This window comes from Kitasatospora sp. NPDC040550 (assembly GCF_055594965.1).
Genome location: NZ_JBVIWC010000022.1, coordinates 145,803 through 165,573, shown reverse-complemented (window position 1 = coordinate 165,573; position 19,771 = coordinate 145,803). Strand labels below are relative to the sequence as shown.

Annotated in this window: 5 protein-coding genes and 1 pseudogene; 1 reads left to right on the top strand and 5 read right to left on the bottom strand. The window is 77.1% G+C overall.

The genetic code is table 11. From position 1 onward, the window contains the following. Positions 1-127: 127 nt before the first annotated feature. Positions 128-556 carry a DUF4267 domain-containing protein gene (locus tag ACZ58X_RS28945; protein ID WP_470336527.1) on the bottom strand — a complete coding sequence of 143 codons (429 nt, stop codon included), beginning with the start codon at positions 554-556 and terminating at the stop codon, positions 128-130. Positions 557-588: 32 nt separating this feature from the next. Then, the gene (locus ACZ58X_RS28940; protein WP_470336526.1) at positions 589-1,035 is read right to left on the bottom strand and encodes an anthrone oxygenase family protein; all 447 of its coding nucleotides are present in this window, start codon (positions 1,033-1,035) and stop codon (positions 589-591) included. Between the two features lie 88 nt (positions 1,036-1,123). Here ACZ58X_RS28940 and ACZ58X_RS28935 point away from each other — a divergent pair, with 88 nt between their 5' ends. Next, a complete protein-coding gene (locus ACZ58X_RS28935) occupies positions 1,124-1,702 on the top strand; it encodes a TetR/AcrR family transcriptional regulator (RefSeq protein WP_470336525.1) in 579 nt (192 codons plus the stop codon). Positions 1,703-1,753: 51 nt separating this feature from the next. Here ACZ58X_RS28935 and ACZ58X_RS28930 read toward each other — a convergent pair whose 3' ends face one another. From ACZ58X_RS28930 to ACZ58X_RS28920, 3 genes and pseudogenes are all read right to left on the bottom strand, one after another. Then, positions 1,754-2,884 carry an acyl-CoA dehydrogenase family protein gene (locus ACZ58X_RS28930; RefSeq protein ID WP_470336524.1) on the bottom strand — a complete coding sequence of 377 codons (1,131 nt, stop codon included), beginning with the start codon at positions 2,882-2,884 and terminating at the stop codon, positions 1,754-1,756. A gap of 116 nt (positions 2,885-3,000) precedes the next feature. After that, positions 3,001-9,813: pseudogene (locus ACZ58X_RS28925) on the bottom strand (amino acid adenylation domain-containing protein); the annotation flags it as partial. Between the two features lie 130 nt (positions 9,814-9,943). After that, complete coding sequence (locus tag ACZ58X_RS28920) at positions 9,944-19,375, bottom strand: type I polyketide synthase (RefSeq protein ID WP_470336523.1); 9,432 nt, start codon at positions 19,373-19,375, stop codon at positions 9,944-9,946. Between the last annotated feature and the right edge of the window lie 396 nt (positions 19,376-19,771).

Sequence of the window (19,771 nt, the reverse complement as noted above, 5' to 3'; positions counted from 1 at the left end):
AAACGCTCGGCTGGGAAACCCCAGCCGAGCGCCTGCATAAACTCATCGCGGCCTAGACAACCGACCACGTGTTGCAACGACCCCTAGAAACCGCCACCCCGGGCGGGGGCTCCGCGCGCTGCCGCGGTCAGGCCGCAGCAGCGGCCGGGGCGGACACCGGGGCGCCGGAGGGCCGACGCGTCTCCCACAGGGTCAGCAGGCCGGTGACGACCATTCCCACCCCCGTCAGGCCGTGGACGCCGAACGCGGCGCCGGCGGAGCCGTGGTGGGCGAGCACGGTGGCCATGTCGCCGAACGGGATGACGGACCCGGCGAGCAGGACCCAGGCCAGGGCCCGGCGCTGACCGGTCAGCAGCAGGACGCCCAGGATCAGGCCGTCCGCGACGTCGCGGATGCCCTTGAGGACGAGGAAGCCGCCGCCGTCGCCGTAGGGCCAGCTCGGCAGGCCGAAGGTCGGCGCGATGCTCCCGGGGGCCAGGACGAAGGTCAGCCCGAACCAGAGGACGAAGAGGATGCCCGCGGTGGTCAGGGCAGTGTTCACGGTCTTGAGGGACATCGGCACTCCTTGCGGGGATCGAGCGGGCGGGCTCAGACGAGGGCGGCGACCAGCAGGGCGAAGGCGGCGACGAGGACGGCGACCCGGAGGTAGTGGTAGCGGTCCCAGCGGTCCGACTGCTCCTTCCAGTCCGCGGGACGGTTCTCCGGGGTCCAGGTCTTGCTCCGGTTGTTGATCGGGACGAGCAGCAGGACCGACATCAGCACGCTGACGATCAGCAGGGCGCCGGAGGTGACGAGGAGTCCGGTGCCCTGGTGGTGCCGGTCGGTGACGGCCCAGACCGCGACCAGGACGAGCGAGCCGATGTACCAGAACGGCATCACGGCGCCGAGCATCCGCCCCCCGTGGGCGCGGCCGAGCTGGCCGGCGTCCTCGGGGAGCGCCTTGAGGATCCGGTTGAGGACGACGGCGACGGCGAACTCCACTCCCACCATCACGCCGAGTTCCACGGTGGTGAGGACCTTGAGTGCGTTGAGCATGATGCCCCCTGGTATCTAGCGCTGCTAGCTGACAGGGCGATGCTAGACCTACTGCCGCTTGCATGTCTAGCGCTGCTAGGATCGAGTCATGTCGGTACAGGAACGAAAGCAGCGCGAGCGGGCGGAACGTGAACGCCTCATCGTGGCGACGGCCCGCGAACTCGCCGAGCAGCAGGGCTGGGAGGCGGTCACCACCCGCCGGCTCGCCGAGCGCATCGAGTACAGCCAGCCCGTCCTCTACAGCCACTTCCGCGGCAAACGGGAGATCATCGGCGCCGTCGCCCTGGAAGGCGTCACCGAGATGGCCGCGGCCCTGCGGGCCGCGACCCGCGCCGCGGACGGCCCGCGCGCCCGGGTCACCGCCCTGGCCCGCACCTACCTCGACTTCGCCGCCCGCAACCCGGCGGTCTACGACGCCCTGTTCCAGCTCGACGGCGGCCTGGCCTTCGCCGAGGAGGACACTCCCGAACCGTTGAAGGACGGCTTCGCCGCCCTGCTGGAGACCCTCGGCGACGTCGCCGGGGAAGGCATGGACCCGGGACTGTTCACCGAGGTGTTCTGGGCCGCCCTGCACGGACAGGCCACCCTGACCAGGTCCCGGCGGCTCCCCCCGGAGGACACCGAGCGCAGGGTGCGGCTCCTGGTGGACCGGCTCGCCGTGCTCTGAACCGCCGCCGGTCGCCGCCCGGAGGCGGCGACCGGCCCGCGGGCAGCCCGGTCAGAGATGGGGCGAGGAGGGGTCGCCGCCGAGGCGCAGCTCGCCGACGGCGTCGAGGATGCGCTCGGCGGAGGCGACGTGCCGGCCGGCCGTGAGGACGTCGCGCAGGCAGCGGTCGAGCGGGGTGCGCTCGGTGTAGACGGCCGCGGCGCCGACCAGGTCGTAGAGGCGCTGGACGGCCTCCCGGCAGGCCCGGTGGGCGTACTGGCGGGCGAGGGCGGCGGTGCCGCGTTCGGGGGCGCGGCCCGCGGCCTGGGCGGCCCAGGCCCGGTCCAGGGTGGTGTAGACGTACGCGTCGGCGGCGCCGATCAGGGCCTCCGCGTGGGCCAGCTCGGCCGGGGCGGAGGGCCTGGGCAGGGCCGGGCCGCGGGCGGTGAGCAGCTCCCGGGCGCAGGTCAGCGCGGAGCGGGCGATGCCGAGCGGGATGCCGGCCATCTTGAGGGCGAGGTTGTCGGCCCGCAGGTGGAGCGGTTGCGGGGCGCCGGCCGCCGGGGGCGTGAAGGTGTGCCGGTCCGGGACGAACAGGTCGGTGACCTCGAAGTCGTGGGAGCCGGTGCCGCGCAGCCCGGTGGTGTGCCAGGTGTCGAGCACCCGGACGTCGGCGGCGTCCAGGACGGCGACCCGCGGGGTCCCGCCGGGGGTCTGGAAGCCGGCCAGCACCCGGTCGGCGTGGGTGATCCCGCTGGCGGACGCCCACCGGCCGGACAGCAGGTACCCGCCGTCGCGCCGGACGGCCCGGCCGAGCGGCGGCAGCACGGTGGCGGTGATCAGGTCCGGGTCCGGGAACAGCTCGGCGAACACCTCGGCGGGCAGCGAGACCACCGCGAGCGAGGCGTTGAGCGCGACGGCGGCGCACCAGGCGACCGAGGCGTCGCCCTCGGCCAACAGGTCGACGGCCCGGGTGAGTTGCGGCGCGGTCAGCTCGACCCCGCCCAGGGCGGCCGGGAGGGCGGCGCGCAGCAGCCCGGTGGCCCTGAGGCCGTCGAGCAGGTCGGCCGGGATCCGGCCCAGCCGCTCGACCTCCGGCGCGCGGGCCGGCAGGGTCGCGGCGTAGACCCGGACCAGCTCCAGCACGTCGTCGGCGGTGAGCCCCGACCCGGGGGCCCGGTACGGCAGTTCGACGACGGTCATCCGCTCGTCCTCCAAGCTCGGCCGGTCCGGCCGGTCCGGCCGGTCCGTCGGTTTCGTCCGGTCCGCCAGTTTCGTTCGGTCCATCAGTTTCGTCCGGTTCGTCCGGTGGATGTCGGTCACAGGTCGGCCAGCGCCTTGTCGAGCTCGGCCGCCAGGGTTCGGAGGTGGGGCGGGCTCATGACGCTGTAGTGGTCGCCGGGCAGGTCGACGGCCTCGGCGCGGGCGCCGAGCAGGTCCAGCCACTGGCGGGTGGTGGCGGTGGTGGCGCCGTCCATGGCGCGCAGCAGCCTGACCCGGCCCCGGTAGGGGGTGGGCCGGTGCTCGGCGAGGGCGCGGCCGAGGTGCAGGAAGCGGCCCGCGAGCCGGTCCAGGGTGGCGGGGTCGACGTCGTCCGGGAGGACGGCCGCCTGCCGGGCCCGGGTGAGCAGTTCCTCCGTCGGGGTGCGGTCGCCGGTGGACTCGAAGGCCTCCGGGCCGGGGTTCCAGTCGCGCCCGGCCAGTCCCGCGAGGTCGCGGGCGAAGCGGGCGAGCAGGGCGGCGTCGGACTGCGGCCCGGCCGGGCCGGGCGGCTCCAGCAGGTCGACGGCCGCGACGAGTTCGACGGTGGCGCCCCGGGCGGTGAGCAGCGCGGCGGCCTCCAGGGCGAGCACCCCGCCCATGGACCAGCCGCCGAGCCGGTACGGGCCGTTCGGGAAGCGCTCGGTGATCGCGTCCACGTAGTGGGCGGCCAGCTCGGCCACGCTGCGCGGCGCCGGGTCGGGGTCGGGGTACTGGAGGGCGTGCACCGGCTGGTCGGCGTCCAGCAGGGCGGCGAGCCCGGCGTAGCAGAGCACGTCGCCGCCGACCGGGTGGATCAGGAACAGCGGCGGCCGGCTGCCCGCGGCCCGGACCGGGACCAGCGCGGCCCGGGCCCCGTCGGCGGCCGGGCCGGGCCGCTCGCGCAGCACCTCGGCGAGCGCCGCGACGGTCGGGCGGGCGAGCAGGGTGGCGACGGGGAGCGAGCGCCCGGTCGCCCGGTGGATCCGGGCCATCATCCGCACCGCGAGCATCGAGTCGCCGCCGAGGTCGAAGAAGTCCTCGGTGACGCCGAGCTGCCGGGCGGCCGCGTCCGGGAAGAACTCGGCCCAGATCCCTGCGAGTTGACGCTCGACGGCGTCGCGCGGCGGGACGGTCGCGGCGGAGCGCGGGGCGGCCTCCTGCGGCGCGGGCAGCCGGCGGCGGTCCACCTTGCCGTTGTCGGTCAGCGGCAGCTCGTCCAGCCGGACGATCCGGGCGGGCACCATGTAGCCGGGCAGCTCCCGGCCGAGTGCCGTGCGCAGTTCCTCCTCCAGGAGCTCGGCCGCCGCGGTGTCGCCCACCACGTACCCGACCAGCCGTCGGGGCCCGCCCCGCTCGCCCTCGGCCACCGCGGCCGCCGCCCGGACGCCCGGGAGGCGCAGCAGCGCGGCCTCGACCTCGCCGAGCTCGATCCGGTGCCCCTGGATCTTCACCTGGAAATCCGCGCGGCCCAGGAACTCGATCTCGCCGTCCGGCAGGTAGCGGCCGAGGTCGCCGGTGCGGTAGAGCCGCTCCCCGGTGACCGGGTGGTGCGGGAAGGCGGCGCGGGTCCTGGCCTCGTCGCCGAGGTAGCCGCGGGCCAGGCCGGTGCCGGCGATGTACAGGTCGCCGGGGACGAGGGCCGGGCGCGGCCGCAGCGCCTCGTCCAGCACGTGGAAGCGCTGGTTGCGCATCGGCCGGCCGTACGGGATGCTCGCCCGCTCCCGGTCCGCCCGCTCGACCGGGTGCTGGATCGACCAGATGGACGCCTCGGTCGCGCCGCCCAGGGCGTGGACGCGCGCGCCGGGCAGCAGCTCGGCGACGGCCTCGGGGAGGGTGACCGGGATCCAGTCGCCGCTCAGCAGCGCCAGGCGCAGCGGGGGCGTGCCGCCGACGGCCCGCAGGTGTTCGGTGAACATCTCCATCAGCGCGGGGACGCTGTTCCAGACCGTCACCCGGTGCCGTTCGGCCAGCTCCAGCCAGGCGGCCGGTTCGCGCCGCGCGGCCTCGTCGGGCAGGACGACGGCGCCGCCGGCCGCGAGCAGGCCGAAGACGTCGTAGACGGAGAGGTCGAAGTTGAGCGCGGACAGCGCGAGGACGCGGTCCTCGGCGGTCACGCCGTACCGGTCGTTGACGTCCCGGATGGTGTTGACGGCGCCGGCGTGCTCGATCATCACGCCCTTGGGCACGCCGGTGGAGCCCGAGGTGAAGATGACGTACGCGAGGTCCTCGGGCCGGGCCGGGGAGGGCGGCACCGGGAGGCCGTCGCCGACGCCGTCCGCCGACTCGGTGTCGACATTCAACGCACGTGTGCCGTCCGGCAGTTCGAGAGTGTCCGCGAGCGCCGAGCGGGTCAGTACCAGCCCGATGCCGGCGGACTCGACGATCATCCGGAGCCGGCGGGCCGGCATCGCGGCGTCCACCGGCACGTAGGCGGCCCCGGCCTTGAGCACGCCCAGCGCGGCGACCACCTGCTCCCAGCCCTTGTCCGTCACGATGGCGACCGGCACGCCCGGGGCCGCGCCGTGCGCGATCAGCCGGCGGGCGATCCGGTCGGAGCGGCGGTCCAGCTCGCCGTAGCTCAGCGTCCGGTCGGCGGTGATGACGGCGGGGGCGGTCGGCCGGGCGGCGGCCTGCCGCAGGAAGCCGTCGTGCAGCAGCTCGGCCGGAACGGCGGCGTCGGTGGCGTTGACGGCCCGGCGGAGGGCCAGGTCGGCGGCGGGCACGGGCACGGCCGCCGGTCGGCGCCACGTGCCCTCGCCGCACAGCTCCCGGACCAGCTCCCGGTAGGCCGCCCACATGCCGTCGACCACGCCGTCGGGGAACACCTCCTCGACCACGTCCCAGTTCAGGACCAGTTCGCCCGCCTCCTCCAGGGCCTGGTGGTCGAGCCAGACCTGCGGGGTGCGGACCGAGCTGGAGGCCAGTCGGCCGGAGCGGCCGAGCCCGGTCAGCGCCGTCAGGGCACCGCCGCCCTCACCGGAGGCGTCCTGGCCCGAGAAGCCGATGGTGCTGGTGAACACCACGGGCATGCGCGCCAGGCCCGTCCCGCCCCGGGTGCGGTTGAGCTCGCGCAGCACCTCGACGCCGCTGACGTAGCCGTGGTCGAGGTCGGTCAGCAGCTGGTGCTGGAGCCGCAGGGCGCCGGTGGCGAAGGACTCGGCGGGGGCGGCGTCGACCTCCAGCAGGGTGGTCGCGCTGAGGTTGCCGAGGACCCGGGCGACGTCCTCGTGCAGCGGCCGCCGGTGGAAGGCCAGCAGATTGAGCGTGAAGCGCGGCGACTCGCTCCAGGCGCCCAGCACCTGCGCGTACGCGGCGCACAGGGCCGCCGAGGGCGAGACGCCCGCCGCGTCGGCGTTCGCCTTGAAGCGCTGCCACGCCGCCGGCTCGATCCGGGCCGTGCGGTGGGTGAACACCGGCCGGCGCGGTAGCGCCCCCGGGCGCAGTGGCAGCCGGGGTGCGGACGGCAGGGTGGCGAGGCGGGCCTGCCAGTAGGCGAGCGAGTCCGCGCGCCGCTCGGCGTCCGTCCGGGCGGCGGCGAGCACGTAGTCGCGGTAGCTGACGCCGGGGGCGGGCGTCGCGGGGGCGCCGTCGCGGTAGGCCTGCGCCCACTCCCGGAACAGCACGCCGGAGCTGCGGCCGTCGACGATCAGCGCGTCGAAGGTGAGGTGCAGCCGGGTGGTGCGCTCGTCCAGCAGGGTCGCCCGGACGTCGAACAGCGGCCAGGCCTCGGTGTCGAAGACCCGGTCGCGCAGCTCCCGGCGGGTCTCGGCCAGGCGCTCCGTCCGCTCGGCCGCGTCGAGGGCCCGCAGGTCGACGGTGGCGATCCGGTACGCGGGGACGTCGGCGAGCACCCGCTGGTACCCGTCCCGGGAGACCACCGCGCGGAGCATGTCGTGGCGGTCGATCAGCTGCCGCAGGGCGGCGGCGAGCCGGTCGAGGTCGGTGTCGGTCAGGTCGAGCTCGACCAGGAAGGAGGTGGCGACGTTGCCCAGCTCGAAGGCGTCGGTCCGGCCGACCAGGTAGGCCTGCTGGAGGTCGGTGAGCGGGAACGGCTCGTACCGGGCCGCCGGGTCGGCGACCAGCGCGGCACCGGGCCGCTCCGCCGGGGCGGTGGTGGCGGCGCCGCCGTACGAGGCCCGGACGCGCTGCGCGAGCTCGGCCACGCTCCGGCCGTCCAGCAGTTCGGGCAGCGGGAGGTCGACGCCGAGCCGCCGGGCGAGGGTCTGCCGGATGTCCATCGCGATCAGCGAGTCGGCGCCCAGGCTGCGCAGCGGCCGGTGCAGGTCCTCGCCGGTGACGGCCGCGCCGCGCGCCCGGCCGACGATGCCGACCACCAGCTCGGCGACGTCGACCTCCTGGTCCCCGGGTGCGGCCTGCCCCGGCACGGCGTGCTCCGGTACGGCCCGCTCCGGTACGGCCTGCTCCGGTACGGCCCGCTCCGGCCGGGCGGTGCTCGGCACCGCCTCCAGCCGTACGCCCTCGGCCAGGGCCACCGGCGTGCCGTCGGCGCCGACCAGCCGCACCTGGGCGACCAGCGGCCCGCCGCCGCCGTGCGCCGGCGTGCCCTCCGGCCGGGGGCCGCCGTTCCAGAGCCAGTAGCGCTCGCGCTGGAACGGGTAGCCGGGCAGCGGCACGGCCGGGCCGACGGGCTCGCCGTGCACCCGCGCCCAGTCGATCCGGGCACCCCGGACGTACAGCGCCCCGAGACCGTCCAGCAGGGTGCGCCGGGCGTCCTCGCCCGCGCGCAGCGACGGCAGGAACCCGGCGTCCCCGGCCTCCGCCCGGGCCCGGTCGAGGAGCGGGGAGGCGGGGCCGAGCACCACGAAGCCGCGGTGCCCCTCGCGCAGCAGCGCGGCGAGGCGCTCGGCGAACCTCCGGTCCGCCTCGGCGTCGGTGGCGGCGGCATCGGTGACGCTCGCGCGCGCCGCCCGCAGCGCCTCCGCCGGGCTCATCGTGCCGGTGCCCGCGACACAGGCGGCCACCGCCTCGCCCTCGGTGCCGTGCCCGAGGACGGTGGCGGGCCGCACGCCCCAGGACCGCCACAGCTCGGCCAGCGCGTACTGGACGGCGAACGCCGAGGGCCGGGCGCCGGGCTGCTCGGCGCACCGCTCCAGGGCGCCGCGGAACACCGGCTCGGTCGCGGCCAACTCGGCCGCCGCGTCGGCGAACTGCCCGTCCGGGCCGCCGGTGACCAGGAACACCGGGCCGCGGCCGCCCTCCGGGGTGCCGGCCCCGCGGCGGACCCCGGCGGGCAGTTCCCCGTCCGGGCCGGTCCGGGCGAGCAGCCCGCGCAGCTCGGTGGTGGTGGAGGCGACGGCGGTGAGCCGGTGGGGGAAGTGCGCCCGTCCGAGGCCGGTGGTCCGGCAGAGCGCCGCGAGCGACCGGCCGGCGGCATCGGCATCGGCATCGAGCAACTCGACGTAGCGACCGGCGAGTTCGGTGAGGGCGGCCGGGGTCTTCGCCGACAGGGTGAGCAGCTCCGGCCGGTCCGGCGCGGTCGGCCCGCCCGTCGCGGGGGCGGCCGGGGCCTCCTCGAGGATCACATGGGCGTTGGTGCCGGTGATGCCCTGGGAGGACACCCCGGCCCGCCGGGGCCCCGCGCTCGGCGGCCAGTCGCTCGCCTCGGCGACCAGCTCGACCGCGCCCGCCGACCAGTCCACGTGCGGGGTCGGCTCGGCGACGTGCAGGGTGGCGGGGAGCCGGCCGTACCGCATCGACAGCACGGTCTTGATCACCCCGGCGACGCCCGCCGCCGCCTGGGTGTGCCCGATGTTGGGCTTGAGCGAGCCGAGCCGCAGCGGCTGCCCGGGGTCCCGGTCGCGCCCGTAGGCGGCCAGCAGGGCGCGGGCCTCGATCGGGTCGCCGAGCGGGGTACCGGTGCTGCTCGCCTCCACCACCTGGACGTCGCCGGGCGAGAGCCGGGCGTCGGCCAATGCCTGCCGGACGACCCGCTGTTGGGCCGAGCCGCTGGGCGCGGTGAAGCCGTTGCTGGCGCCGTCCTGGTTCACCGCGCTGCCGCGCACCACGGCCAGCACCGGGTGGCCCAGCCGCCGGGCGTCCGACAGCCGCTCCACCAGCAGCACGCCCACGCCCTCGGCGAGCCCGCTGCCCGCGGCCCGCGCCGAGAACGGGCGACATCGGCCGTCCGGCGACAGCCCCTGCATCCGGGTGAACTCGGTGAACAGCTGCGGGGTGGACATCACCGTCGCGCCGCCCGCCAGCGCCATCGCGCACTCGCCGCGGCGCAGCGACTGCACGGCCAGGTGCAGCGCCACCAGGGAGGACGAACAGGCCGTCTCCACGGTGAGCGAGGGGCCGCGCAGGCCCAGCGTGTACGAGATCCGGCCGGCGGCCGCGCCGCCCACCGAGCCGGTGGTCAGGAAGCCCTCCGCCTCCTCGGGCACCTCGCCGCGCCCCTGCCCGTAGTCCAGGCAGGACAGCCCGGTGAACACCCCGGTCTCGCTGTCGCGCACCGACTCCGGGTCGATCCCGGCGTCCTCGAAGGCCCGCCAGGCGGTCTCCAGCAGCAGCCGCTGCTGCGGGTCCATGGCCAGCGCCTCGCGCGGGCTGATGCCGAAGAAGGCCGCGTCGAAGTCGGCCGCGTCGGACAGGAAGCCGCCGGAGCCGGTCAGGCTCGGACCCCGGCCGCCGACGGGGTCGTGCAGGCCCTCCGCCCAGCCGCGGTCCCGGGGGAACGCCCCGACGGTCTCCCCGCCGGAGGCCAGCAGCCGCCACAAGGCCTCGGGCGAGTCGACGCCGCCGGGGTAGCGGCAGGCCATGCCGACGATGGCGATCGGCTCCTGGGGCCCCTCCTCCAGTTCGCGCAGGCGCTCGCGGGTCCGGTGCAGGTCGACGGTGAGGCGCTTGAGGTAGCCGAGCAGCTTCTCGTCGGCGGCCGGTGCCGCTGCCGGGGCCGGTACTGGTGCCGGTGCCGCTGCCGGTACTGCTGCCGGTACTGGTGCTGTTGCCATGACGGATCGGTCCTTGCGTGCGTGGGAGGAGAGGGGAGGAGGCGAGGGGTCAGGCGAGCTGACGGTCGATGAAGGCGAACAGCTCCTCGGCGGTGGCGGCCTCGATCAGCGCCGTCACGTCCGCCGCCGGATCGGCCGGTTCCGCCGCCACCTCCGTCTCCGCCGCCACCTCAGCTGCCGATTCCGGCTCCGGCTCCGGCTCCGGCTCCGGTGCCACCGGCTCGACCGGCACGAGCGCGGCGTCCAGCACGGCGACCAGCTCCGGCAGCGTCGGCGCCTCGAACAGCAGGGTGACGGGCAGCTTGACCTCCGTCGCCGCGCCGAGCCGGTTGCGGAACTCGACCGAGGTGAGCGAGTCGAAGCCGAGCTCGCCGAACGGCCGGTCGGCCGGGACGGCCTCGGGACGGCAGCCCAGTACGGCGGCCATCTGGGTGCGGATCAGCTCGGCGAGCAGCTCGGCGCGTTCGTCGGCGCCCAGCCCGGCCAGCTCCTCCCGCAGCGGCCGGTTCCGCCGCCCGGGAGTGTTCCCCGGCCGCTGCGGTCCGGCGGCCGCCAGGACCCCGCGCAGCACCGGCGGCAGGTCGCCGCCGAGCTCGCGCAGCGCCGCGCGGTCCAGCCGGGCGGGCAGCAGCGCCGCGTGCGGGGACGGCAGGGCCGCGTCCAGCAGGGCGAGGCCGAGCTCGGGCGCCATCGCGACCAGTCCGGCCCGGGCGAAGCGGGCGCGGTCGGCGGCGCCGAGCCCGCCGAGCATGCCGTCCGGGTCGTCCCACAGGCCCCAGCCGAGGGCGAGCCCGGGCAGGCCCTGGGTGCGGCGGTGCCGGGCGAGCGCGTCCAGGAAGGCGTTGGCGGCGGTGTAGCCGCCCTGCCCGGCGCCGCCGAGCGTCGCCATCACCGAGGAGATCAGTACGAAGGCGGTGAGCGGGTGGCCGGCGGTCAACTCGTGCAGGTGCCAGGCGCCGTCGGCCTTGGTCCGCATCACCCGGTCGATCCGGTCGGGGGTGAGCGAGGTGATCGGGGCGTCGTCCACCACGCCCGCGGCGTGCACCACCGCGGTCAGCGGGTGCCGCTCGGGGACGGCGGCGATCATCGCGGCCACGGCGGCCCGGTCGGCGACGTCGACCGCCGCGAACCGCACCTCGGCGCCCGACCGCGCCAGTTCGGCGGCGAGTTCGGCCGCGCCGGGCGCGGCCGCGCCGCGCCGTCCGGCCAGCAGGAGCCGCCGGGCGCCGTGGGCGGCGACCAGGTGCCGGGCGAGGGCCCGGCCGATGGCGCCCGTCCCGCCGGTGATCAGGACCGTCCCGTCCGGGTCGAGGACCGGCGGCACGGTCAGCACGACCTTGCCGACGTGCCCGCCCCGGCTCAGCAGCGCGAAGGCCTCGGGGGCGCGCCGCACGTCCAGGTCGGTCACCGGGGCCCGGCCGAACGCGCCCTCGGCGAACAGCTCGACCACCCGGCGCAGCAGCCGGCCGAGGTGCTCGGGCGCCAGCTCCAGCAGGTTCATCGCCCGGTAGCGGGCGCCGGGGTGGGCGGCGGCCACCTCGGCGGGGTCGCGCCGGTCGGCCCGGCCGAGTTCGACCAGCAGTCCGCCGGGGCGCAGCGACCGCAGGGACTCGTCGACGGGTTCCCCGGTCAGCGAGTTCAGCACCACCGCCATCCCCCGTGCGCCGGACGGGAGTTCGGCGAAGCGCCCGCCGAAGCCGGGCTCGCGGGAGGAGGCCAGGTGGGCGTCGTCCACCCCGAGGGCGCGCAGGGCGGGCCACTTGGCGGGGGCTGCGGTCGCGAAGACCTCCGCGCCCAGGTGCCGGGCGAGTTGGACGGCGGCCGTGCCGACGCCGCCCGCCCCGGCGTGGATCAGCACGGCGTCGCCCGCGCGCACCCCGCCCAGTTCGACCAGGGCGTGCAGGGCGGCCAGGTGGGCGACCGGCACGGCGGCGGCCCGGGTGAAGGACCAGCCCTCGGGGATCCGCACCAGGGTGCGGTGGTCGGCGTGGGCGACGGTGCCGAAGGCGGCGGGGAACAGGCCCATCACCCGGTCGCCGACGGCCAGCCCGGTGACCCCGGGACCGGTCGCGGTGACCACGCCCGCACCCTCCAGCCCGAGCGGGCCCGGGTCCCCGGCGTGCAGGTCCAGCGCGCCCAGGACGTCGTGGAAGGTGAGCCCGGCCGCGCGGACGGCGATCCGGACCAGGCCGGGGCCCGGTGCGGCGGCGGCCTCGGGGCAGGGGCGGAGCTCCAGGGCGTCGAGGGTGCCGGGCCCGGACAGGTCCAGCCGCCAGGCCGCCGCGTCCGGCGGGACGGCCAACGCGCGCTCCCCCGCCGCGGATCGCAGCCTGGGCACCAGGACGGCACCGTCCCGGACGGCCAGTTGGTGCTCCTCCGGCGTCAGGGCGGCGGCCGGCACCTCGGCGGCCCGGAGCACACCGAGCTCACCGGACGCAGCGACCGGGTCGGCGGCGAGGTCGACCAGGACGAACCGGCCCGGGTGCTCGACCTGGGCCGTCCGCACCAGTCCCCAGGCCGCCGTCTGGGCGAGGTCCCGGACGGTCTCGCCGTCCCGGACGGCGACCGCCCCACGGGTCACCAGCACCAGCCGGACCCCGGCGAGCCGTTCCTCGGCCAGCCAGCGGCCGAGCAGTTCCCGCGTCCGGCGGGTCACGGTACGGGCCGCCGTCGCCGGATCGGTCCCGTCCGCGCCCGCCGGACAGTCCACCAGGACGTGCGCCGGCGGCTCGGCCGCCGTGCACAGCGCCTCCAGGTCGAGGGCCGCCCAGGGCACAGTCGAATGATGCTCTGTCAATTCCGCTCCGGGCTGGGTCAGTTGCTCCCAGCCCAGGGTGAACAGCGAGTCCCGTGCGGCGGCTTCGGGATCGACCGAGCCACCGGTCTCCGCGACCGGACACAGCTCCACCGACTCGACCAGCCCCACCGCGGCCCCTGCGGCGTCCCGCAGGGTCAGCCGCAGGCCCCCGTCCCCGGCGGGCACCGCGTGCACCCGCAGGGCCGTCGGGACGGCGCCGCCGGTCAGCGTCACGCCGCGCCAGCGCAGCGGCTGGGTGCGCCGCCCCCGCCGCTCCAGCGCGTCGGCGATCAGCCCGTGCAGGGCGGCGTCGAGCAGGGCGGGGTGCAGCCGGTGGGCCCCGGCGGCCTCGGCGGCCGGTTCGGGCAGGACGGCCTCGGCGTACTGCTCGTCACCGCGCCGCCAGGCGGCCGTCAGCCCCTGGAACACCGGCCCGTACGCGTGGCCGTGCAGGGCGAGGTCCTGGTACGCGCGCTCCGGCGGCACCGGCACGGCGCCGACCGGCGGCCACTCCCCGGCCTCCGGTGCGGGTACGGCGGCGGGGCCCGCGACCGCGAGGGTGCCGGCGGCGTGCTCGGTCCACTCCCCGCCGGTCGCCCCGCCGGTCGCCCGGCCGGAGATCCGGCAGGTCTGCAGCCCGGCCCCGTCCTCGCCGGTGATCCGGACCCGCAGGTCGACGGCGCCGTCCGCGGGCAGCACCAGCGGTGCGGTGACGGTCAGTTCCTCGATCCGGGCGGCCCCGGACCGGGCACCCGCGTGCAGGGCCAGGTCCAGGAAGGCGCTGCCGGGCAGCACGACCGCCCCGGCGAGGACGTGGTCGGCCAGCCAGGGGTGGCTGCGGATGGCCAGCCGTCCGGTGAACACCGTCTCGCCGTCGCCGAGTTCGACGGCCGCGCCGAGCAGCGGGTGGTCGGCCGGGGCCTGGCCGAGGTCGGCGGTGCCGGTCGGTCCGGCGGTGGCGGTGAGCCAGTAGCGCCGCCCCTGGAAGGGGTAGGTGGGCAGTTCGGGGCGGTCGGCGGCGGTGCCGGGGCCGGTGAGCCGGTCCCAGGCGACCGGAAGGCCCCGGACGTGGGCCTCGGCGGCGGAGGTGAGGAAGCGGCGCAGTCCGCCGTCCTCGCGGCGCAGCGAGCCGGTCACCGTCCCCTCGACCCCGGCCTCCTCCAGGATCCGGCCGATGCTGGCGACCAGCACCGGGTGCGGGCCGACCTCGACGAAGGTGGTGTGGCCGGCGGCGATCAGCGCCTCGACGGCCTCCTGGAAGCGCACGGTGTGCCGCAGGTTGGCGTACCAGTAGGAGGCGTCGAGCCCGGCACCGTCCTGCCAGTCGGCGGTGACCGAGGACATCAGCGCCGTGCCGCCCTCGCGCGGGGTGAGCGGCGCCAGCCCGGCCAGGATCCGCTCCCGGATCGGTTCGACCGCCGGGCAGTGCGAGGCGAAGGCCGCCGGGATGACCCGGGCCTCGACGCCCTCGGCCCGGTAGCCGTCGACCAGTTCGGCGATCGCCGCCGGCGGCCCGGCCACGGCCGTACTGCCGGGGCCGTTGATCGCCGCGACGGCCAGCGGCTCGACGAGCCGTTCCCGCACCCGCGCCGCGGGCAGCGGGACGACGGCCATCGCGCCCTTGCCCATCAGCTCGATCGCCACGCTGCTGCGCAGCGCGATGGCGCGGGCGCCGTCCTCCAGCGAGAGCGCCCCGGCCACCACGGCGGCGGCGATCTCGCCCTGGGAGTGGCCGACCACGGCGTCCGGGACGACCCCGGCGGCGCGCCACAGTTCGGCCAGCGACACCATCACGGCCCACAGCGCGGGCTGCACGACGTCGATCCGGTCCAGCAGCGGCGCCCCGGCCAGGACGTCCGCCAACGACCAGTCCACGTACGGCGCGAGCGCCCGCTCGCACTCGGCCAGCCGGGCCGCGAAGACCGGGCTCTCGGCGGCGAGCGCCGCCGCCATGCCCCGCCACTGGCCGCCCTGGCCGGGGAAGACCAGGACGGTCCGCCCGGGCTCGCCGGCCCGGCCGGTGACGACGGCGCGGTGCTCCTCGCCGCGGGCCAGGGCGTCCAGCGCCCGGTCGGCCTCCGCGCGGTCGGCGGCGATCACCACGGCGCGCTCGTCGAAGGCCGTACGGGCGGTCAGGGCCGGTGCGGCCGCGATCGGGTCGAGCGGGGCGGCGGCCAGCCGCCGGGCCTGCTCGCGCAGCGCCTCGGGGGTGCGCGCCGACAGCGGCACGGGCACCACGGGCGGGCGCTGCGGCCGCTCCGGGGTTCCGGCCGCGGCGACGGGCGGCTCGGTGAGGATGACGTGCGCGTTGGTGCCGCTGATCCCGAAGGAGGAGACGCCGCCGCGCCGGGGCCCGCCGGTCTCCGGCCAGGGGCGGGCCCGGTCGAGCAGGGCCACCGCCCCGGCCGTCCAGTCCACGTGCGGGGACGGCCGGTCGACGTGCAGGGTCGCGGGCAGGGTGGCGTGCCGGATCGCCTGCACCATCTTGATCACGCCGCCGACGCCGGCCGCCGCCTGGGCGTGCCCGATGTTGGACTTGAGCGAGCCCAGCCACAACGGCCGACGCCCGTCCCGGTCCTGCCCGTAGGTGGCCAGCAGGGCGTTCGCCTCGATCGGGTCGCCCAGCGCGGTGCCGGTGCCGTGCGCCTCGACGGCGTCGACCTGCCGCGGGGTGAGCCCGGCGTCGGCGAGGGCGTCCTCGATGACGCGCTGCTGGGCGAGGCCGTTCGGCGCGGACAGCCCATTGGAGGCGCCGTCGGAGTTGACGGCGCTGCCCGCGACGACCGCCAGCACCGGGTGGCCGTGCCGGCGGGCGGCGGAGAGCCGCTCGACCACCACCATGCCGGCGCCCTCGCCCCAGCCGGTGCCGTCCGCCTGCGCGGAGAACGCCTTGCAGCGGCCGTCGGCGGCCAGCACCCGCTGGCGGGAGAGCTCCACGAACATGCCGGGGGTGGCCATCACGGTGACGCCGCCGGCCAGGGCGAGCGTGCACTCCCCGGAGCGCACGGAGCGCACCGCCTGGTGCAGCGCCACCAGCGAGGCCGAGCAGGCGGTGTCCACGGTCAGCGCCGGGCCGTTCAGACCGAGCAGGTAGGCGATCCGGCCGGAGACCACGCTCACGCTGGTGCCGGTCAGCAGGTGCCCGGCGACGCCGGGGCCGGCCGTCTCCATGCCGGGCCCGTAGTCGGCGTGCATCACCCCGGCGAAGACGCCGGTCCGGCTGCCCGCCAGCGCCGTCGGGTCGATCCCGGCACGCTCCAGCGCCTCCCAGGCGACCTCCAGCAGGAGCCGCTGCTGCGGGTCCATGGCGAGCGCCTCGCGGGGGCTGATCCCGAAGAACTCCGCGTCGAAGTCCGGCGCGTCCCGGACGAAGCCGCCACGGCGGACGTACGACGTCCCGGTCCGCTCCTGGTCCGGGTGGAACAGTGCGGCCAGGTCCCAGCCGCGGTCCTCCGGGAAGTCCCCGGTGGCGTCCGTCCCGGCGTCGACCAGGCGCCACAGGTCCTCGGGCGAGCGCACCCCGCCGGGGTAGCGGCAGGCCATGCCGACGATCACCACGGGGTCGTCCTCGTCGGGCTCCGGCGGCCCGTCCGGCGCCCCGTCCGACTCCGGCGCCCCGGTTCCGGCCGGTACCGGGGGCTGCTCGACCGGCACCGGGCCGGTGCGGAGCGCCCCGATCGCGACGGCCAGGGCGGCCGGGCTCGGGTGGTCGTACAGGACGGTGCTCTCCAGCGTCAGGCCGGTCGCGGCCGACAGCCGGTCACGCAGTTCGAGCGCCATCGCGGAGTCCAGGCCCAGCTCCCGGAAGGTCCGGCCGGGCCGGACCTCCGCGGCCGAACCGGCGTCCAGCACCACGGCGGTGTGGCTCCGGACCAGCTCCAGCAGCGCCCGCTGGTCCACAGCGGGGGCCCGCAGTGCGACGGGCGCCTGCGGGGCGGGCGGGGCCTGCGGGGCGGGCGGGGCCTGCGGGGCGGGCGGGGCCTGCGGGGCGGGCGGGGCCTGCTGCCCGGCAGGCCGAACTGCCGCCTCCACCACGGCTCTTCTCCCCTCCGGCACCGCCCCCGGCAGCCCCGCCGGCCAGCAGGAGCGCCGCTGGAACGGGTACGTCGGCAGGTCCACCAGCGGCGCCGAGCCGGGCAGCAGCGCCGCCCAGTCCACCGCGACGCCCCGGACGAAGGCCTCGGCGGCCGCGGTGAGGAAGCGGCGGCGGTCCCCGCGCCCGCGCCGGAGCGTGCCGAGCACCGCGCCCGCGCCGCCGCGCGCGTCGATCGCCTGCCGGACGCCCAGCGCCAGCACCGGGTGCGGGCTGATCTCCAGGAAGGCGGTGTGGCCCGCGTCCAGCAGCTGCTCGACGGCCGGCCCGAAGCGCACCGGCTCGCGCAGGTTGCGGTACCAGTAGCGGGCGTCCAGCTCCGCGGTGTCCACCGGCGCCGCCGTGACGGTGGAGTGGAACGGCACCTCGACGGCCTGCGGGGCGATCCCGGCGAAGGCGGTGAGCAGCTCCTCCCGCAGTTCCTCGACGGCCGCGCTGTGCGAGGCGTAGTCGATCGGCACCCGGCGGGTGCGCACCCGCGGCCCGTAGTGGGCGGCCAGTGCGTCGAGCGCGCCGGGCGGGCCGGCGACCACGGTGTGCCCGGGGCCGTTGACGGCCGCGACCGACAGTGCCCGGTCCACCGCCGCGAGGTCCGACTCGACCTCCCCGGCGGGCAGTTCGACGGACAGCAGTCCGCCGCGGCCGGCGATCCGGTTCAGCGCCCGGCTGCGCAGCGCGACGATCCGCGCGCCGTCCTCCAGCGACAGCGCGCCCACCGCGGTGGCGGCGGCGATCTCGCCCTGGGAGTGGGCCACCACGGCGGCGGGCTCCACCCCGGCCGAGCGCCACAGCGCGGCCAGCGCCACCATGACCGCCCACAGCGCGGGCTGGATCACCTCGTCGCCCGCCAGCGCCGGCGCGCCCTCGGCGCCGCGCAGCACCTCGGTCAACGACCAGTCCACGTAAGGACGGAGGGCCTGCGCGCAGGCCTCGATCCGCTCGGCGAAGACCGGCGAGCCGTCGAGCAGCTCCGCCGCCATGCCCGCCCACTGCGAGCCCTGGCCGGGGAAGACGAAGACCGGACGGACCGGCGGCCCGTCGTGCCGTCCCTCGACCACGGCCGCCGACGGCTGCCCGGCGGCCCGCGCCGCCAGGGCGGCGAGGAAGGCCTCCCGGTCGTCCGCGACGACGACGCAGCGCTGTTCGAAGGTGCTGCGGGTGACGGCGAGCGAGCGGCCCACGGCGGCCGGCTCGAGGTCCGGACGCTCCGCCACCCGGGCGCGCAGCCGTTCCGCCTGGTCCCGCAGCGCGCCTTCGTCCCGCCCGGAGAGCACCCAGGGCAGCGCCCCGGCCGCGCCCCCGCCGCCCACCGGTGCGGGCTCGCCCGCGCGCCGGTCGGCCAGCAGCACGTGGCAGTTGGTGCCGCCGATGCCGAAGGAGCTGACCCCGGCGAGCAGCGGCCGCTGCGGCGCGGGCCAGTCCCGGAGCCCGGTGTTGACCGCCAGGTTGAGGGCGTCCAGCGGGATCCGCCCGCCGGGCCCGGTGTGGTTCAGGCTGGGCACGAGTTCGCGCGCGCCGACGCACAGCACGGCCTTGATGAACCCGGCGATCCCGGCCGCGCCCTCCAGGTGGCCGATGTTGGTCTTGACCGATCCGACCAGCAGGGGGTCGCCCGGCGTACGGGCGGCGCCCAGGGCCGCGCCGAGCGCGGCGGCCTCGACCGGGTCCCCGGCCCGGGTGCCCGAGCCGTGCAGTTCGACGTACTGGACCTCGCCCGGCTCGACGCCCGCGTCGGCGCAGGCCGCGAGCAGCACCCGCCGCTGCGACTCCCGGCCGGGGGTGGGCAGCGTCTCGGTGGCCCCGTCGTTGTTCAGCGCGCTGCCGCGGATGACGGCGTGGATCCGGTCGCCGTCCCGGACGGCGGCGTCCAGCAGCTTGAGGACGACGATCCCGCCGCCCTCACCGCGGACGTAGCCGTCGGCGCGGGCGTCGAAGGTGTGGCAGCGCCCGGCGGGTGAGAGCGTCCCGGCCCGTTCCAGGGCCAGGGTGCTCTGCGGCGCCAGGATCAGGCTCACCCCGCCGGCCAGGGCGAGTTCGGACTCGCCGCTGCGCAGGCTGGCGCAGGCCAGGTGCACGGCGGCCAGCGAGGAGGACTGTCCGGTGTCCACCACCAGGCTCGGCCCGTGCAGGCCCAGCGCGTAGGAGATCCGGTTGGCGGTCACCCCGCGCTGGAGTCCGGTCAGGGTGTGCCCGGTGACCGCCTCGGGGCCGAGGCCGTGCAGCAGCGTGGCGTAGTCGTCGGCGATCACGCCGAGGAAGACGCCGGTCCGGCTGCCGGCGAGCCCGGCCGGTCCGGTCCTGGCGTCCTCCAGGGCCTCCCAGGCCAGTTCGAGCGCCAACCGCTGCTGCGGGTCCGTCGCGACGGCCTCGCGGCGGGAGATGCCGAAGAACTCCGGGTCGAAGGCGTCTACCCGGTCGAGGAAGCCGCCGCGGGCCGGTCCCCGGTCGCCGGGGCGCTCGGTGACGGCGTCCCCACCGGCGCGCAGCAGCCGCCAGAACGCCTCCGGCCCGTCCGCCTGCGGGAAGCGGCAGCCGATGCCGACCACCGCGACCGCCCGGGACGGGAGACCGTCCGCTTCGCGCCCAGCCATGCCCTGCATCGATGCACCCCCGTGAACCCCGGACAATCGGACCGCAGGCGACCGGGCACGGCACAACGGGCCACTCCCTCAAGTGGCCTGATGCACCGTCACCCGGTCCAGCCCCGGTCCCCGCCGACCCGTTCCCCGTAGTCGGCATGCACCCCTGAGCTGTCTGCGTGGTCGACAGAGTATCAGCGTCCTTAGTCGCGTCAACACCTCATCGAGTATCGGGACTGACGGGAATGGGCGCACCGGGGCCGTCCGGCCGGGGTCCCCGGGCGCTCCGCCACCTCGCGCCGCCCGTGACCCGGCCGCTCCGGGGGCCGCCCGGACACTCGCCCGGCACGCCGCGAGTCGGCCGCCACCGCACGAAATCGGCCACTGCGTGAACCGACGCTTCCGGGT